Genomic DNA, 21,947 nt, shown 5'->3' with positions numbered 1-21,947 from the left:
GTGGCAGAGCGATCGCAGGGACGAAAAAAGGCGCCGTCTAAAGACAGCGCCTTTCGCGCACGGCAACGCCGTGGCATCCCTGCGGGCTATGCAGAAGGACGTGACGACCGAGGGCATCCATGGTTCGGATGGTCGGTATTCGCTCCATCTGCCTCTCCCCGCTGTTCGACAACGGGATCAGGCTAACCCATCTCCCTGGGTGCAGGGCGAAACAGCGGGTGAATGAGGGAGACCGTGTCGGAGAATCAGCCGGCGTTGACCGACAGCCACGACATGGGCTCGACGAGTCCGCCGTTGATCCAAACCTCGAAGTGGAGGTGGTTCGCGGTCGATCGTCCGGTGCTGCCGACGTAGCCGATCAGCTGGCCCGCGGCGACCGTCTGGCCGACCTGCACCTGACGCGATCCGTAGATCATGTGCCCGTAGGTGGTCTGCACGCGCTGACCACCGACGACGCTGTCGAGCATGATGCACACGCCGTAGCCGCCGATGCTCTCCGCCGAGGCGCGGACCACACCCGCCGCGGCCGCATAGATCGGTGTTCCAGCGGGAGCGAGCATGTCGGCACCGTTGTGGCCGCCGCCGATCGTGCGACTGACGTTCCAGGAGCCCATCGGGAGCGGGTACCGGACCTCGCCGGACCCGGGCGAAGTGAGGGCGTAACCCGCGGAGTTGAACTGAGCGGACGCAGTGGTCGCGGCGGCGGCACGAGCGGCTGCGGCCTCCTCCGCCTTCTTCTTCGCGATCTCCTCCGGAGTCGTGGCGCTGAAGGTTCCGCGGCTCAGCGGCGCGGCGGTGGCCTGCGAGGCGACGACGAGGGACTGCGCGTCGACCGCGGCGAGCTGCTGCAGGGTCGTGGTCGCGGCGGCTTCGGTCGGCTTCGGCGAGGCGAAGGCCGGAAGCGCGATGCCGGCGACCAGTGCACCGACGGCCCCGAAGATGGCGATGGAACGAAGTGGCTTCAGAGCCTTGCGAGCACCCACACGCGCGCCGGTCCGGCGGGCTGGTACTCGGTCTTCAGATGTCTTCTTCGCGGTCGGTTCGATGTCTGCGGCCAAAACGTGGTCCTCCTGGGCCCTCGCGCTTTCGGGTAGCGCTGGCTCGTCGGCACTCTGCTCTCGTGGCATGAATGTAGCTCGGGGTACTTCGTGCGTTCCTGCCGTGAAGACGACGAGCCTGGAAGGCGAATCTTCGCGGTGCGTCTCCAGCGGGCTTCTTCGCTGGCGACTCGACCGAGGTTACCGGAAGATAACGATCGTGTCACCCCAGGAACCTGACAATCATCGCAGAGGCCCGGTCGGTGGCCGTCTCCACGCCGGGATCCCGCGGAGGATCAGGCCGGTTCGCCCACCAGGAAGATGTGCGAAGCCAGCTCGACGGGAAGCTCGAGTCCGTCGGTCTGGCCGTCCATCTGGATGAGGACGTATCCCTCGCTGAAACGGAAGTCACCATGCGCGCCGGGCACCACGCCGGCGTCGCGGAGCTGCTCCAGCAGTTCGGGGTCGACCTGCGCGGGCTCGGCGAGACGGCGGACCGTGCCTTCGACGGGCCCCCCCGCCGCGTTCAGACGCTGCACGAGACCGATGACGCCTTCGTCGAAGGTACGAGCGGGGATGTCGCCGAGCTGGTCGAGGCCAGGAATCGGGTTGCCGTAGGGCGACTCGGTCGGGTGGCCGAGGAGCTCGACCAAGCGGCGCTCCACCTGCTCGCTCATGACGTGCTCCCACCGGCAGGCCTCTTCGTGGACGAACGCCCAGTCGAGCCCGATGACATCCGAGAGCAGGCGCTCGGCGAGACGGTGCTTGCGCATCACGTCGACGGCCTTGCGACGCCCCGCGTCGGTGAGCTCGAGCGTGCGATCTTCGGAGACGATGACGAGACCGTCGCGCTCCATACGCCCCACCGTCTGCGAAACCGTGGGACCCGAGTGGCCCAGGCGCTCGGAGATACGCGCGCGCAGCGGCACGATGTTCTCCTCCTCGAGTTCGAGGATGGTGCGGAGATACATCTCCGTGGTGTCGATCAGATCGGTCATGTGCAGGCCCTCCGGGGTTCTTAGGCAAGCCTACATTCCCGGACGGACATCAGACCCGTGCACGGTGCGGGAGCTCACCGCTCGCCCCCTAGAATCAAGCCATGGCGATCGAGATTCCCCGTGACCTCCTGCCCACTGACGGCCGCTTCGGCTGCGGCCCCTCGAAGGTGCGCCCCGCGCAACTCGAGGCCCTGGCCGCCTCGGGAGCCTCGATCCTGGGGACATCGCACCGCCAGGCCCCGGTGAAGAACCTCGTCGGAAGCGTGCGCGAACAGCTCGCTGCGCTGCTGCGCGTTCCCGAGGGATACGAGATCATCGTCGGCAACGGCGGATCCACCGCGTTCTGGGATGCCGCCGCGTTCGGACTCATCGAGCGCCGCAGCCAGAACCTCGTGTTCGGTGAGTTCGGCGGCAAGTTCGCCGCCGCCGCGGGGGCTCCGTGGCTCGAGGCTCCCGATGTCCGCAAGGCCGAGCCGGGATCGCTGACCGTCGCGGAGGCCGTGCCGGGTGTCGATGTCTACGCCTGGCCCCACAACGAGACCTCGACCGGAGTCGCGGCGCCCATCGCCCGCGTCGACGCCGAGGGGGCGCTCACCGTCATCGACGCGACGAGCGCTGCCGGCGGAATCGACTTCGATGCCGCCCAGGCCGATGTGTACTACTTCGCACCGCAGAAGAACCTCGGTTCGGACGGCGGCCTCTGGTTCGCCGCCGTCTCCCCCGCCGCGATCGAACGCATCGAACGCATCGCCGCGACCGACCGGTACATCCCCGAGTTCCTCAGCCTGAAGAACGCGGTCGACAACTCGCGCCTCAACCAGACGCTCAACACCCCGGCCCTCACGACGCTGCACCTGCTCGACAGCCAGTTGCGGTGGATCCTCGACAACGGAGGACTCGCCTGGGCCGCGGCACGCACGGCGGAGTCCTCTTCGGTGCTCTATGACTGGGCGGAAGCGTCGTCGGTCGCCACTCCGTTCGTCGCCGATGTCGCGCACCGGTCACCCGTGGTCGCGACGATCGACTTCGACGACAGCATCGACGCCGCCGCCATCGCGAAGACGCTCCGCGCCAACGGGATCGTCGACACGGAGCCCTACCGCAAGCTCGGTCGCAACCAGTTGCGCGTGGCGACGTTCGTCTCCATCGAGCCGGACGACGTGCGCCAGCTCACCCGTTCCATCGAGTACGTGCTGGAGAACCTGGGCGCCTGAGCGCCCGGGCTCACTCCTCTTCGTCGACCTCGCCGGCGTCCTCATCGAGGGCGCCGGCTTCGTCGTCCTCGGCGTCTTCGTCTTCGTCCGCGGCGTCGTCCTCGTCGTCGTCCTCGGTCGCGTCCGCGTCGGCTTCGGCGGCGGAATCGTCGAGCTCATCGATGTCGACGCCGTCGACGTCACCCGCATGCAGGATGTCCGAGACGTGGTCGCCCTCATCGAGGTCATCCTCGTCTTCGTCGAGGTCCTCGTCGAGATCGTCGTCCGCGTCGTCGTCCAGCTCGTCGTCGGGCGATTCTCCGTCACCGTCCGCCGCGGCCGCTTCGGCGAGCTCGGCCTGGTGTGCGCGATACTCCGCCAGCCGCTCGGCCCAGGGCACCCACTCCGGCGCCAGGAGAGCACCTTCACCGGGGAGCAGTTCGACCTCGAGGACCGTCGGATCCTCGTCGTCCACTCGGGCGATCGTCACCGTCCAGTACCACCCGGGGTAGCCGGCGAGACGGTTCTCGAATCGCAGCGAGACCGAGCCGTCGTCCTCGGGGAGGTAGCCGGCAGCCGGTCCAATGGAGGACGCAGGGGTGATCTCGCGCAGAGCCGCCAGCGCGAGATCGTGGGCGCCGATGAGACGGGCGTCGGCGTCAGGCTTCGAGGTCATCGGCGACCTTGCGCAGGACGGCCGCGATCTTGCGGCCGTGTCCGGATGAGGGGTAGCGTCCGCGGCGCAGGTCTCCGCCAATGCCGTCGAGGAGCTTCACAAGGTCTTCGACGATGATCGCCATGTCGTCGGCGGGCTTGCGCTTGGCCTTCGACAGGCTGGGCGGCGCCTCGAGCACCCGCACCGAGAGCGCCTGGAGGCCGCGCTTGCCGTCTGCCACGCCGAACTCCACGCGCGCACCCGCCTTCACCGCGGCACCCGCAGGCATCGCAGAGGCGTGCAGGAAGACGTCCTGGCCGTCATCGCTGGCGATGAAGCCGAAACCCTTGTCTTCGTCGTAGAACCTGACCTTGCCGGTGGGCATGGGAGAACCTCGCTGAGATCGATATGCAGAACCATTGACGCGCTCGTGCGCGTACTCCCAGCCTACCGGTCGCGGGCTTCGCCGATCCGATGGTGTCGGTGAGAGTAGGCTGAGGCGGATGAGCACGAAGAATTCCGAACCGGAGGTTCCCGTCCGCCGGCTGGATCGTTTCCTGGCGTTCACCGCGCTCGGTATCGCCGCGGCCTCCGTGGTGTGCTTCTTCGCCATCATCATCGGGACCGCTGTCGGCATGGACCAGAGCGCCTTCGGCGAGGGAGCGTGGCCGTTCATCGCGGCGATCCCCTACTGGGGCCTCCCCGTCGCCTTCCTGATGATCCTCACGCTCCTCATCATGAGCTTCGTCCGAAAGGGACGCGCTTCCACGCGTTCGTGAGGAATCGGCCATGAGCACTCACGCACGACCGCTGGCGGACTGGCTGGCAGCGGCGAGCGATGACGACCTCCGACGGCTCTTCACCGCGCGTCGAGTGCGGCCGGACGCAGCCTGGCAGGACTTCTTCGACGTGGCTGAGGCGCTGCTCGACCCGGCGTCGCTGGCGAAAGTCCTCCCCTCACTGACCGCGGCCGAGGCGAGGGCCCTCACCGACACGACCTCGGGCGCTTCTGCCGGTGCCCTGCAGGAACGACTGACAGCGCTCGCTCTGCTGCGCCCCGACGGCACACCGTATCCACCCGTGACCGCCGCGATCGCGGGACGACCTTCTCCCGAGCCCGTGACGGATCGACCGGTTCCGCCCCGCTCCTCCGACGCCGCCTCGGCGCACGCGGCCGAACGCGCCTTCACGACGGTGGCCGTGCTCGCAGACCTCCTCCTCATCGCGCGGGAGCGTCCCTTCGCGCTGCTCACCGGCGGCGGTGTGAACGCGGGCGAGAAGCGTCAGCTCACCGAAGCAGGTGTACCGGGGGAACTGGTCGACACGCTGGCCTCCATCGCCCTCCAGGCAGGTCTCGCGGTCTCCGCCGACCGCCGTCTTCGATCGAGCCGGTCCGCCGAGGAATGGCTGCGTTCCTCGGCCGTCGACCGCTGGAGCGTGCTGGCACGCTCTTTTCGCGATGCCCTTCCGCGCGGAATCCGGTCCGCGGACGGCGGATGGATCCCGCCGGAGTCGTGGCTCGACGCTCACCCCTGGGACCAGGGCTGGCCGGAGCGCTCTGAGGCGCTGCACGACGCGGCCCGCCTGCTCGGCCTGATCGCCGAAGACGGCACCGAACCCGAGTGGGCCGCGGCACTGCGCAGCGGCGACGCTGCGGAGACGGACGCGCTCGCGAGACTCCTTCCCGCCGAGGTCGACCGGATCTTCCTGCAGAACGACCTCACGGCCATCGCCCCCGGCCCGCTGGAACCCGCTCTCGACGTGCGGCTGCGCACGATCGCCGCCCGGGAGTCCGCGGCGCAGGCTTCGTCCTACCGTTTCACTGCGGAGTCCGTCGCACACGCATTCGCGACCGGAGAGACGGAGCAGTCGATCCTCGACTTCCTCGGCACCCTCTCGCTCACGGGAATCCCGCAGCCGCTCAGCTACCTGATCGCGCAGACGGCGCAACGGCACGGTCTGGTCCGCGTCTCCACGGACGAGGAGACCGGCCGCACCCGGATCGAGAGCACAGACGGACACCTCATCGACACGATGGCCGTCGACCAGTCGCTGCGGCCGCTCGCTCTCACCGCACACGTCGGATCGCTCACCACCCGGGTCGGCCGAGACACCGTGTACTGGGCGCTCACGGATGCGCGATACCCGGCGACCCTGGTCGGGCCTGACGGTGCCCTCCTCGTCCGCGAGCGCCACCCGGCCCCCGCGTCCGACGCCGCACACACCGACGCGTCGGACCTGAGCCCTCTCATCGCCCGATTGCGGTCGCACCAGGGACCGGATGCCGACGCCGCCTGGCTCGATCGCGAGCTCGAGGCCGCGGTACGGACGAAGTCCGTGCTGCAGGTGACCGTCGGCATGCCGGACGGCTCGACGCGAGAGCTTCTCCTGGAGGCGACGGGGATGGGCGGCGGACGGCTGCGCGGGCGTGATCGCGCCGCCGACGTGGAGCGCACCCTTCCCGTATCGAGCATCCGCGCTGCGACGATCGTCGCGCCGTAGGCCCCGTGCCTCGCGCGACCGGTAAACTGGTCAGCTATGTCTGATGGCCCCCTTATCGTCCAGAGCGATCGCACCGTGCTGCTCGAAGTGGCCCATGCCGACGCCGAGAGCGCCCGCCACGAACTCGCGATCTTCGCCGAGCTGGAACGCGCTCCCGAACACATCCACACCTATCGCATCACCCGGCTCGGTCTGTGGAACGCCCGTGCCGCCGGGCACACCGCGGACGACATGCTCGAGACGCTGGACCGCTGGTCGCGATTCCCGGTGCCGCCCTCCGTCTCCGTCGATCTGCGCGAGACGGTGAATCGCTACGGCCGGCTGGTCATCGAGCGTGACGACGAAGGCACCCTGATCCTGCGTTCGTCGGATCCTGCGGTCCTCGCGCAGGTGGCGAACAACAAGCGCATCCAGCCTCTGCTGATCGGTCACCCGAGCCCTGAGACGTACGTCGTCGACGCCTGGGCACGCGGACAGATCAAGCAGGAGCTGCTGAAGATCGGCTGGCCGGCCGAGGACCTCGCCGGCTACACCCCCGGCACTCCGCACGAGATCGACCTCGCCGAAGACGGCTGGGAGATCCGTCCGTACCAGCAGGATGCCGTCGATGCTTTCTCGAAGGACGGTTCGGGCGTCGTGGTGCTCCCCTGCGGTGCGGGGAAGACGATCGTCGGCGCCGGGGCGATGGCCGCGACGAAGACCACCACGCTGATCCTCGTCACCAACACGGTGTCGGCCCGGCAGTGGCGCGACGAGCTGCTCAAGCGCACGAGTCTGACCCCCGAGGAGATCGGCGAGTACTCCGGCCAGGCCAAAGAGGTCAAGCCCGTCACCATTGCGACCTATCAGATCCTCACCGCGAAGCGGAAGGGCCAGTACGCGCACCTGGCATTGCTGGATGCCCTCGACTGGGGCCTCATCGTGTATGACGAGGTCCACTTGCTCCCGGCCCCCGTGTTCAAGCTTACCGCCGACCTGCAGGCCCGCCGCCGTATCGGCCTGACCGCGACCCTGGTCCGCGAGGACGGGCGCGAGGGAGACGTGTTCAGCCTGATCGGGCCCAAGCGCTTCGACGCGCCGTGGAAGCAGATCGAGGCGCAGGGGTTCATCTCCCCCGCCGCCTGCTACGAAGTGCGCGTCGACCTCCCGCCGAGCGACCGTCTCGAGTACGCCGCGGCGACCGACGACGAACGCTATCGGCTCGCTGCTTCCGCGCCGGCCAAGGTGACGGCGGTGCGCGAGCTCATCGCCAAGCATGAGGGCGAGCGCATCCTCGTGATCGGCCAGTACCTCGATCAGCTCGAGTCGCTGTCGGCGGCCTTGGATGCTCCGCAGATCACCGGGGCGACGCCGGTCGACGAGCGCGAGGAGCTGTACCGGGCCTTCCGCGAGGGCGAGATCTCGCTCCTGGTGGTGTCGAAGGTCGCGAACTTCTCGATCGACCTGCCGGAGGCATCCGTCGCCATCCAGGTGTCCGGCTCGTTCGGATCGCGCCAGGAAGAGGCCCAGCGACTCGGACGCCTGCTGCGCCCGAAGCAGTCCGGACACACCGCGAGCTTCTACACCCTCGTCGCCCGCGACACCATCGATCAGGACTACGCCCAGAACCGGCAGCGCTTCCTCGCCGAGCAGGGTTACAGCTACACGATCATGGACTCCGACGCCCTCGCCGCCTGATCTCGTCCGTTCGACCTCCCCGGAGGTCGAGCCGCTCAGCCGTGCAGGGCGCGCGGCAGATGGTGGGTCCCCTCGTGCCGGGCCGGTGCGGACACGGGCACCGTCGCCGTGCGCGTGACACCGAGGCGTCGCGCCCACCGGTCGGCGAGCACCGCGTACACGACCATCGCGATCATCGAGCCGACGAGGTCCGCCGCCGTCCCCGACGTGGCGTTCGCATCGACGAGGGCGACGGATCCGAGCAGGAAGATGAGCACGTTGTTGACGATGTGCAGGGAGATCGCCGCCTCGAGGCCGCCGGTCCGCCAGGTCAGCCAGGCGGCGACGATCGCGAAGGCCCCCACGCTCGCAGCGCCCCAGACGTCGTAGCCGTGGCCGAGGACGAACAAGGGGACGGGCAGCAGGATGGCGAAGGCCGGATGCCGGAGCCAGCTGCCGACCAGCTGCATGAGGTAGCCGCGGAAGACGTACTCCTCTGCGGCTGCCTGGAAGGGGATCAGCACCAGCACGAGGAGGACCATGATCCACAGTCCGGGGTGCGAGAAGTCAGCGACCACCGCCTCTCCGGCGAGCGCCGACCACCCCAGCACGACGGCGAAGTACACGGCGAACACCGCGAGCGCCAGCAGGAGGCTCTTCCCGAGCCACCCCATCCGCAGTCGTGCCGTGACCGAGGACAGCAGCCCGACGCCACGGCCTTCCACGACCCGGGATGCCAGCAGCAGGGCGGGGATCATCAGGATCAAGGGGAGCACCAGCGCGATCAGCAGCCAGGGACGGTCGAGGTCGAAGTACCGCACGGAGGTGAGGAGCACCATCATCTCGTCGCCCCACCCCGGGATGACCACCGCTGCGACGACCAGGGGCACCGTCAGGACGAGGAGGAGGACGATGTAGAACGCGAGGGCGAGGAGCCCGGTGAGGAGCGGCCGCCACCAGCGATATCGCGGTCGCAGGTGCGCCAGGCGGTGGTACGGGATCTGCGTGGCAGGCGAGAGTGTGGGCGGGGCGGGGGCGGCGGACGCGTCCTCGTTCGAGCTCATGTCTCAATCCTGGCCTGTTCACCTGTGCCTCTCCTCCCACCCCGGAATGATGTCGTTTCCCGCGGGTGACGAGCGCGTCGGCGGCCTCCCGGGAGAGCGCGACTCCACGCCGTTCCGCACAATAGTCAGCATCCGCATGGCCGGAGTCACCATAATGGGGACATGACTGCTCCGCGCATCCTGGTCGTCGATGACGAACCCAACATCCGCGACCTGCTCTCCACGGGTCTCAGCTTCGCCGGATTCCAGGTGAAGACGGTCGCCAACGGCGCCGCCACGATCTCGGCCGTCCTCGAAGAGGAACCGGACCTGATCATCCTGGACGTCATGCTCCCGGACATGAACGGGTTCAGCGTGACCAAGCGCCTCCGCGGCGCCGGTTTCACCGCCCCGATCCTCTTCCTGACGGCGAAGGACGGCACCGACGACAAGATCGAGGGGCTCAACGCCGGCGGTGATGACTACGTCACCAAGCCGTTCAGCCTCGACGAGATCGTGGCCAGAGCGCAGGCGATCCTCCGCCGCACCATGCAGGCCGACGAGGAGTCGATCATCCGTGCCGGCGAGTTGTCGATGGACCAGGACACCCATGACGTCCACGTGGGCAAGGAGCCGATCGAGCTCAGCCCGACCGAGTTCAAGCTGCTGCGCTACCTGATGCTCAACCCGAACCGTGTGCTGTCGAAGGCGCAGATCCTCGACCACGTGTGGGAGTACGACTTCAACGGTGACGCGGGCATCGTCGAGAGCTACATCTCGTACCTTCGCCGCAAGATCGATCCCCACACCGAGGAGTCGCTGATCCAGACGAAGCGCGGCTTCGGATACATGTTGAAGGTCGGCAAGTCGGCCTGACCCCCGGGCCACCACCACTCGACGCCGCACAGCGGCGTGTTCGCCGCACCGAGGAGGACCGCATGGCGCACAAGCCCGATGCGGTCACCAGCTGGTGGCGCCGCATCAGCCTCCGGGCGAAGGTGACCGGAGTCACGGTGGCCGTCCTGGCGCTCGGGCTACTGGTGGCAGGCATCGGAACGGTGCCGATCCTGCGCAACGCCCTCGTCGCGAACATCGATGCGCAGCTTCCCGCGCTGGTCTCCGGTGATCTCGTGGAACGGTACTTCGAGACCGCGACGGTGGACGGAACCACCACCTACACACCGCGCGAAGAGCAGCCGCGGGACTTCTCCTTCGCCATCTACGATGCGACCGGGGTGCTGCGGGCCACCGCGCGCGGCACCTCCGGGCCGTCGCCCCTCTTCCCCTCCGAGTATTCGCTCGCCAAGGCGACCGCCGATTCCGAACGCACCCCGATCGAGCTCGCAGGACCCGATGGCGAGGTCTTCCACGCCGCGGTCGCCGTGGTGGGCTCGGAGGGAAGCGGGGGCGCGCTCCGCATCCAGCTGGTCGCCCTGCCGCTCGCACCGGCGGATCGTATCGTCAGCCAGTACTTCGGTATCTACATCACAATCGCCCTGATCACGATCCTCGTCGCCGCGCTGCTCACTCGCGGCCTCGTCACCCTGACCTTCCGCAGACTCGGCCAGGTCGAGGCGACCGCCATGTCGATCGCCGCCGGCGACTTCCGGCAGCGCCTCACCGATCTCGAGCCGACGACGGAGGTCGGCCGTCTGAACGCGGCGATCAACACGATGCTCGATCGTGTCGACCGCTCGCTCGCGCAGCGCGACCGGACCGTGCAGCACATGCGACGTTTCATCGGCGACGCCAGCCATGAGTTGCGCACACCCCTCGTGAGCGTTCGCGGGTATGCGGAGCTCTATCGGATGGGCGCGATCAAGGGCGAGGAGGACACCGCCAGAGCCATGGAGCGCATCGAGAAGGAAGCGATCCGGATGGGCGTCCTCGTGGAGGACCTCCTCGCGCTGGCACGCCTGGACGAGGAGCGGGAACCGGAGATCGTCCCGCTCGATCTGCGTCCGATCGCACGCGACGCTGCACTCGACCTGCGCGCCGCCGCTCCTGGCCGGACGGTCACCGTGATCGACCGGACCGTCGGCGCCCCGGCCACGACCCCTTTGCGCATCACTCCTTCCCCGCAACCGCAGGATGCCGCGTCCCCGGCTCCCCGCGGACTCTCCCGGACAGCACTCTCCCGTCTGCGTCGCCGTCCCCGTGCTCCCGAGCCGGCTCCGGCCATCGACTTCACCGAGATCCCGGACATCCCCGTGCGGACGCCTCCGATCGTGCTCGGGGAGGAGAACAAGGTGCGCCAGGTCGTCACCAACCTGCTGGGAAATGCCCGCCGCTTCTCCCCCGAGGACGGGCCGATCGAACTCATCGTCGACTCCGACCGCGTCCGCGGCACCGGGAGCATCGCGGTCGTGGATCATGGCGAAGGCATCCCGCCGCAGATCCGTGAGCAGATCTTCGAGCGATTCTGGCGCGCCGACACCTCACGGGCGAGGGAAACAGGGGGATCGGGCCTCGGCCTCGCGATCGTCGCGTCGATCATGAAGGCGCTGCACGGGGGCGTCGAGGTGTCGGAGACCCCGGGCGGCGGAGCGACCTTCACGGTCACCCTCCCCCTCGCACCGGCCCGCGCGACCCCCGCACACCTGCTCGAGGACACGCAGCCGTTGGAACGGCTCGACCTCCCCTGACCCGTAGCCGCCACGGACGAGGGGACGATCCGTGACGCCGAGAGTTCTGCACGGCTCACGGGATCGATCGGCTTCCCCCAGGTGCCGAGTCCTCCCGTGACGGACATGATTCTCGGTGCCGCCTCGCACCTAGCGTCGGAGCTCCAACGAGAAGGAGTTCCCATGTCTGTCTTCACCGTCGACACCGAAGCCGTCCACGCTGCCCACGGCGCCGTCAGAGCCACCATCGAGCGCCTGCAGAGTGAATCGGCGACGCTCATGGCCCAGCTCCGTCAGCTGCAGACATCCTGGGTCGGAAGCGCCTCCAACGCATTCCAGGGCTGTGCAGAGCAGTGGCAGGGAGCCCAGCTGCATGTGGAGCAGGTCCTCGACTCGATCGGCACCTCGCTCGGATCGGCCGCCTCCCAGTACGCCGATGCCGACCAGTATTCGGCGAGCCTGTTCCGCTGAGACTGGTTCCCGAGAATGCAGAACGCCCCCGGCCGAAGCCGGGGGCGTTCTGTCAGGAAGGATGGATCAGAAGTCCATGCCACCCGACGGGTCAGCCATCGGAGCAGCTGCCTTCTCGGGCTTGTCGGCCACGACGACCTCGGTCGTGAGGAACAGAGCCGCGATCGATGCCGCGTTCTGCAGCGCCGAGCGGGTGACCTTGGCCGGGTCGATGATGCCGGCGCCGAACATGTCGACGTACTCGCCCGTCGCCGCGTTCAGGCCCTGGCCCGCGGGGAGCTCGGCGACCTTGTTGGCGACGACACCGGCCTCGAGACCGGCGTTCAGCGCGATCTGCTTCAGCGGAGCCTGGATGGCGACGCGGACGATGTTCGCGCCGGTCGACTCGTCGCCCGTGAGCGAGAGGGCGTCAAGCGCCTTCGTGCCGGACTGGATCAGCGCGACGCCACCACCGGGGACGATGCCCTCCTCGACGGCCGCCTTCGCGTTGCGGACGGCGTCTTCGATGCGGTGCTTGCGCTCCTTGAGCTCGACCTCGGTCGCTGCACCCGCCTTGATGACGGCGACGCCACCGGCGAGCTTGGCCAGGCGCTCCTGGAGCTTCTCGCGGTCGTAGTCGCTGTCGGTGTTCTCGATCTCGCGACGGATCTGCGTGACGCGACCCTCGATCTGGTCGGCCTCGCCGGCACCCTCGACGATCGTGGTCTCGTCCTTGGTGACGATGACCTTGCGCGCACGGCCCAGCAGGTCGAGCGTGGCGTTCTCCAGCTTGAGGCCGACCTCTTCGGTGATGACCTGACCACCGGTGAGGATCGCGATGTCCTGCAGCTGCGCCTTGCGACGGTCGCCGAAGCCGGGAGCCTTGACGGCGACCGACTTGAAGATGCCCTTGAGCTTGTTCAGCACGAGCGTCGCGAGAGCCTCGCCCTCGACGTCCTCGGCGATGATGACGAGTTCCTTGCCGTCCTGGATCACCTTGTCGACGATGGGCAGGAGGTCCTTGATGTTGGAGACCTTCTGGTTCGCGATGAGGATGTACGGGTCCTCGAAGACAGCCTCCTGGCGCTCCGGGTCCGTGACGAAGTACGGGTTCAGGTAGCCCTTGTCGAAGCGCATACCCTCGGTGAGCTCGAGCTCGGTGCCGAACGTCTGCGACTCCTCGACGGTGACGACGCCTTCCTTGCCGACCTTGTCGATCGCCTCGGCGATGAGCTCGCCGATCGCGGGGTCCGCAGCGGAGATGGAAGCCGTGGCCGCGATCTGCTCCTTCGAGTCGATCTCCTTGGCGGTCGAGAGCAGCTCCTCGGTGATCGCTGCGACGGCCTTCTCGATGCCGCGCTTGAGCGAGATGGGGTCGGCGCCGGCCGCGACGTTGCGCAGCCCCTCGCGGACCAGAGCCTGAGCGAGGACCGTGGCGGTGGTGGTGCCGTCACCCGCGACGTCGTCGGTCTTCTTGGCGACCTCCTTGACGAGCTCCGCGCCGATCTTCTCGTACGGGTCGTCCAGCTCGATCTCCTTGGCGATGGAGACACCGTCGTTCGTGATCGTGGGGGCGCCCCACTTCTTCTCGAGGACGACGTTGCGACCGCGCGGGCCGAGGGTCACCTTGACCGCGTCGGCGAGGATGTTCAGGCCGCGCTCGAGGCCGCGGCGGGCCTCCTCATCGAAAGCAATGATCTTTGCCATGAGTTTTTTCGTCCCTCCTGGACGTAGACGTTGGGTTTAGCACTCAGAGTGAGAGAGTGCTAACGCCATTCTGGCACTCGACACCTTCGAGTGCAAGCCGCCGGGCGCGGGTCGCCTCCGGAGGTCAGGAGGCGGGCTCGTCGGCGGGTGTCTCCGGCGCGGAGGGCGACCGATCGAGACCGATCACCACGGTGAACTGCTTCTCCCCGTCTTCGGTCTGACCGGAGTAGTAGTCGCTCTGCTGGACCTGTGCACCACCGAGGAGGTTGGCCAATCCGATCGCGGCCTCCTCATCCTCTTCGTTGACGTAGAAGACGGTCGTCTCGGCGAAATCCTGGCTGGAGCTGTCGCCGGCGAAGACGTCGTCGGCCGCCCAGCCGTTGTTGATCAGAGTGTCGCGCATCTGCGTGTCGAGACCCTCATCCGGCGTCCCGTTCAGGACCATCACGGAGATGGTCGGGTCGACGATCCCCGTGTCGACCGGCGACGGGACCACGGACGGCGCGGCCTCGGGGAACAGCGAGACCCGCCCCATCACGACGAGCGAGCCGAAGATGCCGGCGATGATGAGGATGAGCGCGGCGACGAAAGACCACAGCAGCACGACCCAGCCGTTCATGCCGGGAGCTTCGGCGCGGTGCGCTCCCACACGTCCGGAGGAACGGGGAACGTCATCGAAACGATCGCGGGAGGGCTTTGACACCCCTCGATGCTAGCGGCAGGTTCCTGTCAATCGGTTCTGCGGCGAGGCGACGACGCCCCCGCGATTCGGGCAGGACCGCTCAGCCGACGAAACCGGGGGTGCGTGCGCGACGCCGTGCCGCTCGCGAATCGCGGAGTCGACGGAGCCTGCGCACCAGCATCGGGTCGTATTCCAGCGCGACCTCCGAATCGATCAGACGTCCGAGGAGCTGGTAGTAGCGCGCGGCGCTCATCCCCAGCTGCGTGCGGATGACCTCTTCTTTCGCCCCGTCATGCCGGGGCCAGGTCCCTTCCAGGGCGAGGATCGCGCGATCGCGCTCCGTGAGGTCTCCGATCATGGGTACAGGTTAGGACGCGTTCTCAGGCAGAGCCGCTCGCCACTCCCACCAGCGCCCGAGCGGATCCGCGGCAGCGCGCACTCGACCGTCCAGCGCGACCACGAAACCCGGCCAGTCGTCTGCATCGACCGGCGGCTCCCAGACGTCGAGCACACCCGGCGGATCGATCGTGATCCAGCGCGCGTCCAGGCCGTCGATGGTCGCGACGAGCGCGTTCCGGGACGCCCACGGGATGTGCACGAGCACCCCCGGCGTCGTGATGACGAGGGTGGCGTCGTTCGGGGCGGACGCGGCGAGCGCCTCGATGGACGCCAGCGCATCTCCGGCGACGAGCCTCGGAGGATCGGCCGCGACGATGTCGAAGGCAGCGGCGATGCGCTCATCGCGTCCCGTCTCGCCCGGCCACACGAGCCCCCGCAGCCAGCGACGGTCACGCTCGTCCCCTGCGTCGAGCGGAGCCAGGTCGATTCCGGCACGCCAGACCACCTCCGGTATCCGCAGGGGCGGCAGGGGTCCGGACACCCGGGTCTCCAGCACGACCGAGGACGGTCCGTCCACCGGATCCAGTGCGACACGCACCTCCCCGTGCTCATCGGCGACGCGGTACGAATACCGATCCGGATAGAGACAGAGCCCGGCTGCCGCGCCGACCTCGAGCAATGCCACCGGGCCGGGTATCTCGGAGAGCACGGGAAGGAGGGCGGCGAGTCGAAGCGGCTCGTTGGTCTGCAGCGACCGGCGGGCGCACTCGACGACGATGTCGTCCGCGTGCTGCAGCACGAAGCGCCGCCACTGCGGGTATGCGGCCAGCGGTGCGCCGAGCATCCGGGTGACGGCGAACACCAGCGGCGGCTGCCTCCTCGTCTCCGGGATCCGGCGGAGGACCGCCCGCACCGCATCGTCCGACGCGACGCCGCTCGCCCATTCGACGTAGAGGGCGCTGCGACCCGGCGCCTCGTCACGAGCGAAGCGCGCATACCGCTCCTGGACAGCATCCGTCATCCGTCCATTCTGACGCGAAGCACCCGAGAGGCCGTTGCAGGAGGGAGAATGGAGGCGACTCAGGAGGACACATGTCGTACAGCGTGGACAAGACCGAAGACGAATGGCGCGAGGAGCTCGGTGATGAGCGATACGCCGTGCTGAGGAAGGCCGCCACCGAGCGCGCGTGGACGGGAGAGCTTCTCGATGAGGAACGCGCGGGTCTCTACACCTGCGGAGCCTGCAACGCCGAGCTGTTCAAGAGCGGGACCAAGTTCGACTCCGGCTGCGGCTGGCCGAGCTTCTACGAGTCGATCCGCCCCGATGCGGTGGAGCTCCTCGAGGACGACAGCCTGGGCATGGTGCGCACCGAAGTCCGCTGCGCCAACTGCGGCTCGCACCTCGGCCACGTGTTCCCGGACGGGTTCGGCACGCCGACCGGCGACCGCTACTGCATGAACTCGATCGCGATGAACTTCACCCCCGACGCCTCGTGAGCGCCCTGGACGCCGTTCGCGCGCGTCAATCTTGGTCGAAGGTGGAAGACACGGCCCCCGGCCGCGAGGAGTTGCTGACCTTCGTGGCCGCCGCCGGTCGCGTCGCCGATCATTCCTCGTTGCGCCCGTGGCGGCTCATCGAGCTCCGGGGCGCGGACCGCGAAGTCCTCGGCGCCGCCATCGCGAAAGCCCAGGGCGACTCCTCCCCCTCCACCAAGCCGCTGAGAGCTCCGCTGCTGATCGCCGTCGTCGCGAGCTACCGCAAGAGCGAGAAGGTGCCGCGCTGGGAGCAGGAGGCCGTCGCCTCCGGCGTGGCGCACATGCTGAGTCTGCTGCTCGATGAGGCCGGGTGGGGCGTGATCTGGCGCACGGGTCACTACACCCGCGCCAAAGCAGTGGCGAAGGCTCACGGCCTCGGCAAGGACGAAGAACTTCTGGGCTGGCTCTACGTCGGTGGCAAGCCGGAGGGCAAGAAGGCGGGACGCCGCAAGATGCTCGATGCGCGGAAGCTGCTCACGCGCATGCCCGCGCCCGGGTCGGCTTCCCCGAAGAAGTCGAGCAAGAAGAAGAAGGCCGAGAAGAAGAAGTAACGCGTCAGCGGCGCCACAGCCGCGGGACCGCGACGAGTACCGATGCGACCGCGACGGTGACCATCGCGATGACCTGCCAGAGGGCGGGCCCTGCCGCAGCCGGCCAGATCAGGTCGATCGCGACCGAGGTCAGAAGCTGCCCGAGCACGGACCCCAGCCCCATCAGGAGCACTCCGGTGTGCCCGACGATGAACGCCCCGAGGAGGATGTAGCCGGCGCCGAGGAACCCGCCCAGATACAGCCACGGCTCGGTGGGGAGGGCATCGGGCATCCCCCGGAACGCGATGCTCGCTCCGGCCGCGACCATCAGCACGACCGTTCCCGTGATGAAACTCATCAGAGTCGCCGCGAGCGGCGAGCGCACGCGCTGGGCGAGGCGTCCGTTGGTGGCCGCCTGCCATGCGATGCCGACGCCCGCGGCGAACGGCAGCAGCAGCATCCACAGCGGAGCGGCGGCGAGCACGTCCCCGGACAGGGAGATCCCGACGGCGGCGAGCGCGAGCACCCCACCGGCGACGCGCCCCGGCGTGACCGCCACGACGCCGGCCGGCCCGAAGCCGATCCGATCGAGCACGAGTCCGTGCAGAGTCTGGCCCGCGACGACGCCGACGCTGAACAGGGAGACCCCCAGCACGCCGGCCGTCAGCCCCTGCGTCGAAACCGTGAGCGCTCCGCACGCGCCGCCCAGCAGCATCCAGAACGGGATGGTGTTCTCACGGATCCCGCGCCACAGACGCCCGACACCACGACGGGCCGACGGGATGCAGGAGATCACCGCGACGAGGGCCAGCAGGCCCACCGAGAACGAGAGCAGTCCCGCGACGATGCCGTCATCGACGCGCACCCCGAGCACACCGTTGATCCGCGCCTGTACGGCTGTCATGACCCCGATCGCGACAGCTCCGCCGAGTGCCAGCGGAGCGGGGAGGCGGCGGGGTTCTGGCACCCATCGACCCTACCCGAGCACGCCCGCCTCGCCCGGTCGCCAGCGCGATGTCGGAGCCCGGGTCTACGCTGACGGCATGTGCGCGAGCTATGGCCTCGATCCCCGGTTCACCAACGACGCCTATCGGGATGCGCTCGATGCCGACGTCCTCGAGGGGCTCCGCTCGTGGGCAGCGGGCAATGACGGCGAGATTCTGCGCCCCACGGGAAAGAACCTGCGCAACCTGAACCCGATCATCACCGACCCCTCCACCGTGCAGCTCGCTTGGTGGGGGTATCTGGTCAACGGTGCGCCCGCGAGCTTCGCGTCGATCAACACCCGATCGGAACGACTCGCCACTGCCAAGGGAGCACTCCCCGATCGCGCGATCGTGCCGGTCTCGTTCTGGCGAGAGATGGCCAAGCCGTCCCGCATCTGGCACCACTTCACCGCGCCCGATGACGGTCTCCTCGGGCTGGCAGCGGTCACTCGGCCCGGACGCACCGCCGACGGTGTCGACTACACCTGCTACAGCATCGTGATGCAACCCGCTGCGGGGCATCTGGCGCACATCCACGACCGGATGCCCTTGCTCATCAATCCGGGTTTCGCCGAAGAATGGCTCACGACGCCGAACGCACCCGGGGAGTTGATCAACGCGGCCGTCGCGGCTGCCGCTCCGATCGACGAAGGGATCCGTGTGGAACCGGCCGACGGGCGATCCTCGTGATCTGAACACCACGGTGACGAACAGGTGAACTCTTCCGGCACCGGTTGCGGTTGATATCGACAGGCGTCAATATAGACACATGTCGATTCAAGAAGGCCCCGTCGCCACCCACGCCATCGGGCTGGAAGCAGCCTCTTCCGTTGCCGCGACGTTGAAGGCTCTGTCGGATCCGCTGCGGCTGCGGATGCTGTCGGCCATCGCCTCCGACCCGCGCGGGGAGTCGTGTGTCTGCGATCTCGCCGAGCTCGCCGAGGTCTCGCAACCGACGGTTTCTCACCACCTCAAGGTGCTCAAGGACGTCGATGTCCTCACCTCCGAGCGGCGAGGAACCTGGGTCTGGTATCGGATCACCCCGAACCGCCGCAGCGCGGTCACAGCTCTGCTGGAGTCGTTCGCGCCCGCGACGCTCGCACCCGGGGGTGTCACCGGCGACCACGATCACCCGCGACCGGACTTCGACGCCCGCGTGACCCGTCTCGCGGACGAGCTCGCGGCGGAAATCCCCGACCTCGACCCCGACGTGGTGCTCACCATCGTCCGAGAGTCGTACACCGCGCTCGCGCGCACCGCCAGGGTCACTTCCGCCCTCGTTCCTCTGACCGAGCGCTTCGCGCGTCAGCGACTCGCGGACCTCACTCGTGACCGCGATGCGTCCGTCCCCCAGGTGCTCTTCGTCTGCGTCGCCAACGCCGGACGCTCGCAGCTCGCCGCCGCGCTCGTCAACACGCTCGCCGCCGGCAAGGTCGTCGCACGTTCGGCAGGATCCGCTCCCGCGGACATCATCCACCCGCACGTCCGCTCGATCCTCGCCGAGATCGAAGGCGACCGGGCTGACGAGCGCTTCCCGAAGCCGCTCACCGACGACGCCGTCCGCGCGGCCGACGTCGTCATCACGATGGGCTGTGGCGACGTCTGCCCGATCATCCCCGGTGTGCGCTACGACGACTGGGCCGTCGGTGATCCCGCCCTCGCGTCGCGGGAGGGCGTCGAAGCCATCCGCGACGACATCGCCGCCCGCGTGCGCGCGCTCGTCGACGATCTTCTCTCTTGACCACACTCTCGCACCAGGAGCAACCATGACTGACACGACCACCGCCAAGCCCTCCGTCCTCTTCGTCTGCGTGCACAACGCCGGACGCTCGCAGATGGCCGCCGGGTTCCTCCGCGACATCGCCGGCGACCGCATCGAGGTCCGCTCCGCCGGCTCCATGCCCGCCGACCAGATCAACCCGACCGCGGTCGAGGCGATGCAGGAACTCGGCATCGACATCACCGCCGAGCAGCCCAAGGTACTGACGACCGAGGCCGTACAGGCGTCCGACGTCGTGATCACGATGGGGTGCGGCGACGCCTGCCCGTTCTTCCCCGGCAAGCGCTACGAGGACTGGAAGCTCGACGACCCGGCGGGCCAGGGCATCGATGCTGTCCGTCCGATCCGCGACGACATCCGCGCACGCATCGAGCAGTTGGTGAACGAGCTGGTCTAGGCGAGGCCCGAGCCCGGGATGTCCTCCGCGGGGAGGACGTCCGGAGCAGAAGACGGTACCTGGGGCGGATGCAGAGTCCGGAGGATGCTCCGTAGCGTGGATGTCATGATCACAGCAGAAGGCCTCACGAAGAGGTTCGGAGACAAGACCGCCGTCGACGACGTGTCGTTCACCGTCAAGCCGGGCAGCGTCACCGGGTTCCTCGGACCGAACGGCGCGGGCAAGTCCACCACCATGCGGATGATCGTCGGGCTGGATCGCCCGACCTCCGGCCGCGCCGCCGTCGCCGGTCGTGAGTACCGCAAGTTGCGCGCGCCCCTCACCGAGGTCGGCGTGCTGCTCGACGCGAAGGCCGTGCACACCGGCCGCACCGCGCGCAATCACCTTCGCGCGATGGCGGCTACCCACGGCATCTCCTCCTCGCGGGTGGACGAGGTGATCGACCTCGCGGGTATCGGCTCCGTCGCCCGCAAGCGGGCGGGCAAGTTCTCCCTCGGGATGGGACAGCGCCTCGGCATCGCCTCGGCACTGCTCGGCGACCCGCACACGCTGATCCTCGACGAGCCCGTCAACGGCCTCGACCCGGAGGGTGTCCGCTGGGTGCGCCAGTTCGTCCGGCATGCGGCTTCCGAAGGGCGCACCGTGCTGCTCTCGAGTCACTTGATGAGCGAGATGGCGCAGACGGCGGATCACGTCATCGTCATGGGTCGCGGTCGGGTGCTCGCGGATGCGGCCCTGGCCGACCTCGTGCGTTCCTGGACCAGGAACACCGTGCGGGTTCGCACGCCCCGACCGGCTGACCTGGCCGCGGCCGTGGGCGGCCCGGATGTGGAGATCGTGAGCTCCGCTCCTGATCTGCTCGACATCGTGGGGCTGCCCGCCGCACGCATCGGCGACCTGGCCGCCGATCGTGGCATCCCGCTACACGAACTCACCCCCACCACCGGTTCGCTCGAAGACGCGTACCTCGCCCTCACCGGCGACTCCGTCGAGTACCGCACCAAGGAGATCTCATGACCACGACACAGGCACCCGCTCCCACGCGGCCGCGCGTCGACACCGGTCGACGCCTGACGTTCGTGCGCGCACTGCGCGGCGAGTGGATCAAGCTCGCCACCCTGCGCTCCACCTGGTGGTCCATCGGGATCGCCGCGGCTCTCACGATCGGGATCGCCGTGCTCATCGCACAGGCGGTCGACATGCCGGGCTTCGAACCGATCCAGGCTGTCATCATACCGATCCAGTTCACCATGCTGCTCGCCGGCATCATCGGAGCGATCTCCGTCACCGGGGAGTACTCCACCGGCATGATCCGCTCGACCCTGACGGCCAACCCGATCCGCGGATCCGTGCTGGCGGCGAAGTCGATCGTGCTCGCCGTGTTCCTGTTCCTGTCGTCGCTGGTCACCTTCGCCCTCGCGGCCGTCGCGGTCTCCCTCGTCGTGGCGCAGCGCGACCAGAGCATCGATTGGTCGGACCCGTCGATGTCGCTGCTCCCGATCGTCGTGGCCTCGCTCTCGATGGCCGTCTTCGCCCTGATCGGGGTGTCGTTCGGGTTCATCCTGCGCTCCGGGGCGGGTGCGATCGCCGCGACCGTCGGTGTGCTGTTCGTGCTGCCGACCGTGGCGAGCTTCTTCGCCGTCGCTGGGGAGGCGTGGGCGTGGCTCGTCGGCGCCGCGACCTACCTTCCGGTGGCAGCAGCGCAGAGCGCCATCCTGCCGAGCGATGGCGCCCCGCTCGACGCTCCTGTCGCCTTCCTGACGCTGGCCTGCTGGGTCGCCGGCGGCGCCCTGGTCGCCTGGGCTGTTCTGCGTACCCGCGACGCGTAGAGT

24 protein-coding genes are annotated in these 21,947 nt (G+C 68.5%); 14 read left to right on the top strand and 10 right to left on the bottom strand.

The window, feature by feature from the left end; genetic code table 11:
* Positions 1-245 precede the first annotated feature (245 nt).
* Entirely contained in the window at positions 246-983 is a 738-nt protein-coding gene (locus E0W80_RS04710) for a M23 family metallopeptidase (protein ID WP_052193458.1), read from the bottom strand.
* A 350-nt stretch (positions 984-1,333) separates the two neighbouring features.
* On the bottom strand, positions 1,334-2,035 hold the full coding sequence (locus E0W80_RS04705; protein WP_131491500.1) for a metal-dependent transcriptional regulator: 702 nt from the start codon (positions 2,033-2,035) through the stop codon (positions 1,334-1,336).
* 101 nt (positions 2,036-2,136) lie between these two features.
* On the opposite strand from E0W80_RS04705, the gene serC reads away from it, so the two are divergent.
* Positions 2,137-3,249 carry a phosphoserine transaminase gene (gene serC, locus E0W80_RS04700; RefSeq protein ID WP_131491499.1) on the top strand — a complete coding sequence of 371 codons (1,113 nt, stop codon included), beginning with the start codon at positions 2,137-2,139 and terminating at the stop codon, positions 3,247-3,249.
* Positions 3,250-3,259: 10 nt separating this feature from the next.
* Here serC and E0W80_RS04695 read toward each other — a convergent pair whose 3' ends face one another.
* Positions 3,260-3,904 (bottom strand): DUF3027 domain-containing protein, encoded by a 645-nt coding sequence (locus E0W80_RS04695; protein ID WP_131491498.1) that lies wholly within the window; start codon positions 3,902-3,904, stop codon positions 3,260-3,262.
* Complete coding sequence (locus E0W80_RS04690; protein WP_047522525.1) at positions 3,888-4,268, bottom strand: cold shock domain-containing protein; 381 nt, start codon at positions 4,266-4,268, stop codon at positions 3,888-3,890. Before E0W80_RS04690 ends, E0W80_RS04695 begins: the two co-directional genes overlap by 17 nt.
* A gap of 118 nt (positions 4,269-4,386) precedes the next feature.
* On the opposite strand from E0W80_RS04690, the gene E0W80_RS04685 reads away from it, so the two are divergent.
* Genes E0W80_RS04685 through E0W80_RS04675 form a run of 3 tightly spaced genes read left to right on the top strand, consistent with a single transcriptional unit; the run spans position 4,387 to position 8,062 of the window.
* Positions 4,387-4,662 carry a multidrug ABC transporter ATPase gene (locus E0W80_RS04685; protein ID WP_131491497.1) on the top strand — a complete coding sequence of 92 codons (276 nt, stop codon included), beginning with the start codon at positions 4,387-4,389 and terminating at the stop codon, positions 4,660-4,662.
* Between the two features lie 10 nt (positions 4,663-4,672).
* Entirely contained in the window at positions 4,673-6,385 is a 1,713-nt protein-coding gene (locus tag E0W80_RS04680) for a helicase-associated domain-containing protein (RefSeq protein ID WP_131491496.1), read from the top strand.
* Positions 6,386-6,421: 36 nt separating this feature from the next.
* Complete coding sequence (locus E0W80_RS04675; RefSeq protein ID WP_047522531.1) at positions 6,422-8,062, top strand: DNA repair helicase XPB; 1,641 nt, start codon at positions 6,422-6,424, stop codon at positions 8,060-8,062.
* Positions 8,063-8,097: 35 nt separating this feature from the next.
* Here the strand turns inward: E0W80_RS04675 and E0W80_RS04670 are convergent, their stop codons facing one another.
* Complete coding sequence (locus E0W80_RS04670) at positions 8,098-9,105, bottom strand: type II CAAX endopeptidase family protein (protein WP_131491495.1); 1,008 nt, start codon at positions 9,103-9,105, stop codon at positions 8,098-8,100.
* Positions 9,106-9,267: 162 nt separating this feature from the next.
* On the opposite strand from E0W80_RS04670, the gene E0W80_RS04665 reads away from it, so the two are divergent.
* The 3 genes from E0W80_RS04665 to E0W80_RS04655 all read left to right on the top strand — a co-directional run bounded on the left by E0W80_RS04665 (position 9,268) and on the right by E0W80_RS04655 (position 12,179).
* Positions 9,268-9,960, top strand: coding sequence for a response regulator transcription factor (locus tag E0W80_RS04665; RefSeq protein WP_047522533.1), 693 nt, complete (start codon positions 9,268-9,270; stop codon positions 9,958-9,960).
* 62 nt (positions 9,961-10,022) lie between these two features.
* A complete protein-coding gene (locus E0W80_RS04660; RefSeq protein WP_131491494.1) occupies positions 10,023-11,729 on the top strand; it encodes a HAMP domain-containing sensor histidine kinase in 1,707 nt (568 codons plus the stop codon).
* 162 nt (positions 11,730-11,891) lie between these two features.
* Positions 11,892-12,179 carry a WXG100 family type VII secretion target gene (locus E0W80_RS04655; protein WP_131491493.1) on the top strand — a complete coding sequence of 96 codons (288 nt, stop codon included), beginning with the start codon at positions 11,892-11,894 and terminating at the stop codon, positions 12,177-12,179.
* 66 nt (positions 12,180-12,245) lie between these two features.
* On the opposite strand, the gene groL is transcribed toward E0W80_RS04655, so the two are convergent.
* The 4 genes from groL to E0W80_RS04635 all read right to left on the bottom strand — a co-directional run bounded on the left by groL (position 12,246) and on the right by E0W80_RS04635 (position 15,907).
* A complete protein-coding gene (gene groL, locus E0W80_RS04650; protein WP_047521477.1) occupies positions 12,246-13,865 on the bottom strand; it encodes a chaperonin GroEL in 1,620 nt (539 codons plus the stop codon).
* Between the two features lie 124 nt (positions 13,866-13,989).
* Complete coding sequence (locus tag E0W80_RS04645) at positions 13,990-14,568, bottom strand: LytR C-terminal domain-containing protein (RefSeq protein ID WP_227991732.1); 579 nt, start codon at positions 14,566-14,568, stop codon at positions 13,990-13,992.
* 79 nt (positions 14,569-14,647) lie between these two features.
* Positions 14,648-14,905 carry a DUF3263 domain-containing protein gene (locus E0W80_RS04640; protein WP_047521479.1) on the bottom strand — a complete coding sequence of 86 codons (258 nt, stop codon included), beginning with the start codon at positions 14,903-14,905 and terminating at the stop codon, positions 14,648-14,650.
* Between the two features lie 9 nt (positions 14,906-14,914).
* Positions 14,915-15,907 (bottom strand): DUF2332 domain-containing protein, encoded by a 993-nt coding sequence (locus E0W80_RS04635; RefSeq protein WP_131491492.1) that lies wholly within the window; start codon positions 15,905-15,907, stop codon positions 14,915-14,917.
* Positions 15,908-15,978: 71 nt separating this feature from the next.
* Between E0W80_RS04635 and msrB the strand changes: the two genes are divergently transcribed.
* Both msrB and E0W80_RS04625 read left to right on the top strand, forming a co-directional pair.
* On the top strand, positions 15,979-16,383 hold the full coding sequence (msrB, locus tag E0W80_RS04630; protein WP_047521486.1) for a peptide-methionine (R)-S-oxide reductase MsrB: 405 nt from the start codon (positions 15,979-15,981) through the stop codon (positions 16,381-16,383).
* Positions 16,380-16,973, top strand: a complete 594-nt coding sequence (locus E0W80_RS04625) for a nitroreductase family protein (RefSeq protein WP_131491491.1) — start codon at positions 16,380-16,382, stop codon at positions 16,971-16,973. Before msrB ends, E0W80_RS04625 begins: the two co-directional genes overlap by 4 nt.
* Before the next feature lie 4 nt (positions 16,974-16,977).
* Here E0W80_RS04625 and E0W80_RS04620 read toward each other — a convergent pair whose 3' ends face one another.
* A complete protein-coding gene (locus E0W80_RS04620) occupies positions 16,978-17,889 on the bottom strand; it encodes a DMT family transporter (protein ID WP_131491586.1) in 912 nt (303 codons plus the stop codon).
* Positions 17,890-17,995: 106 nt separating this feature from the next.
* Here E0W80_RS04620 and E0W80_RS04615 point away from each other — a divergent pair, with 106 nt between their 5' ends.
* The 5 genes from E0W80_RS04615 (at position 17,996) to E0W80_RS04595 (ending at position 21,944) form a co-directional block, all read left to right on the top strand.
* Complete coding sequence (locus E0W80_RS04615; RefSeq protein ID WP_131491490.1) at positions 17,996-18,628, top strand: SOS response-associated peptidase family protein; 633 nt, start codon at positions 17,996-17,998, stop codon at positions 18,626-18,628.
* A gap of 79 nt (positions 18,629-18,707) precedes the next feature.
* Positions 18,708-19,679, top strand: coding sequence for a metalloregulator ArsR/SmtB family transcription factor (locus E0W80_RS04610; protein ID WP_131491489.1), 972 nt, complete (start codon positions 18,708-18,710; stop codon positions 19,677-19,679).
* A 25-nt stretch (positions 19,680-19,704) separates the two neighbouring features.
* Positions 19,705-20,115, top strand: a complete 411-nt coding sequence (locus E0W80_RS04605; RefSeq protein ID WP_131491488.1) for an arsenate reductase ArsC — start codon at positions 19,705-19,707, stop codon at positions 20,113-20,115.
* 105 nt (positions 20,116-20,220) lie between these two features.
* Positions 20,221-21,132 carry an ATP-binding cassette domain-containing protein gene (locus E0W80_RS04600; protein WP_131491487.1) on the top strand — a complete coding sequence of 304 codons (912 nt, stop codon included), beginning with the start codon at positions 20,221-20,223 and terminating at the stop codon, positions 21,130-21,132.
* Positions 21,129-21,944 (top strand): ABC transporter permease, encoded by an 816-nt coding sequence (locus E0W80_RS04595; RefSeq protein ID WP_131491486.1) that lies wholly within the window; start codon positions 21,129-21,131, stop codon positions 21,942-21,944. Before E0W80_RS04600 ends, E0W80_RS04595 begins: the two co-directional genes overlap by 4 nt.
* Positions 21,945-21,947 lie beyond the last annotated feature (3 nt).

Origin of the sequence: Microbacterium sp. PI-1 (genome assembly GCF_004337555.1) — a bacterium.
In the GTDB taxonomy this organism is placed as follows: domain Bacteria; phylum Actinomycetota; class Actinomycetes; order Actinomycetales; family Microbacteriaceae; genus Microbacterium; species Microbacterium aurugineum.
This window is presented reverse-complemented; position numbering and strand designations above follow the sequence as displayed.

Coding starts and splice junctions, on each gene's coding strand:
- groL (WP_047521477.1), bottom strand. CDS start 13,865: ATGGCAAAGATCATTGCTTTCGATGAGGAGGCCCGCCGCGGCCTCGAG.
- E0W80_RS04605 (WP_131491488.1), top strand. CDS start 19,705: ATGACTGACACGACCACCGCCAAGCCCTCCGTCCTCTTCGTCTGCGTG.
- E0W80_RS04670 (WP_131491495.1), bottom strand. CDS start 9,105: ATGAGCTCGAACGAGGACGCGTCCGCCGCCCCCGCCCCGCCCACACTC.
- E0W80_RS04600 (WP_131491487.1), top strand. CDS start 20,221: ATGATCACAGCAGAAGGCCTCACGAAGAGGTTCGGAGACAAGACCGCC.
- E0W80_RS04685 (WP_131491497.1), top strand. CDS start 4,387: ATGAGCACGAAGAATTCCGAACCGGAGGTTCCCGTCCGCCGGCTGGAT.
- E0W80_RS04610 (WP_131491489.1), top strand. CDS start 18,708: ATGTCGATTCAAGAAGGCCCCGTCGCCACCCACGCCATCGGGCTGGAA.
- E0W80_RS04705 (WP_131491500.1), bottom strand. CDS start 2,035: ATGACCGATCTGATCGACACCACGGAGATGTATCTCCGCACCATCCTC.
- msrB (WP_047521486.1), top strand. CDS start 15,979: ATGTCGTACAGCGTGGACAAGACCGAAGACGAATGGCGCGAGGAGCTC.
- E0W80_RS04680 (WP_131491496.1), top strand. CDS start 4,673: ATGAGCACTCACGCACGACCGCTGGCGGACTGGCTGGCAGCGGCGAGC.
- E0W80_RS04635 (WP_131491492.1), bottom strand. CDS start 15,907: ATGACGGATGCTGTCCAGGAGCGGTATGCGCGCTTCGCTCGTGACGAG.
- E0W80_RS04640 (WP_047521479.1), bottom strand. CDS start 14,905: ATGATCGGAGACCTCACGGAGCGCGATCGCGCGATCCTCGCCCTGGAA.
- E0W80_RS04665 (WP_047522533.1), top strand. CDS start 9,268: ATGACTGCTCCGCGCATCCTGGTCGTCGATGACGAACCCAACATCCGC.
- E0W80_RS04675 (WP_047522531.1), top strand. CDS start 6,422: ATGTCTGATGGCCCCCTTATCGTCCAGAGCGATCGCACCGTGCTGCTC.
- E0W80_RS04690 (WP_047522525.1), bottom strand. CDS start 4,268: ATGCCCACCGGCAAGGTCAGGTTCTACGACGAAGACAAGGGTTTCGGC.
- E0W80_RS04595 (WP_131491486.1), top strand. CDS start 21,129: ATGACCACGACACAGGCACCCGCTCCCACGCGGCCGCGCGTCGACACC.
- E0W80_RS04615 (WP_131491490.1), top strand. CDS start 17,996: ATGTGCGCGAGCTATGGCCTCGATCCCCGGTTCACCAACGACGCCTAT.
- E0W80_RS04660 (WP_131491494.1), top strand. CDS start 10,023: ATGGCGCACAAGCCCGATGCGGTCACCAGCTGGTGGCGCCGCATCAGC.
- E0W80_RS04695 (WP_131491498.1), bottom strand. CDS start 3,904: ATGACCTCGAAGCCTGACGCCGACGCCCGTCTCATCGGCGCCCACGAT.
- serC (WP_131491499.1), top strand. CDS start 2,137: ATGGCGATCGAGATTCCCCGTGACCTCCTGCCCACTGACGGCCGCTTC.
- E0W80_RS04655 (WP_131491493.1), top strand. CDS start 11,892: ATGTCTGTCTTCACCGTCGACACCGAAGCCGTCCACGCTGCCCACGGC.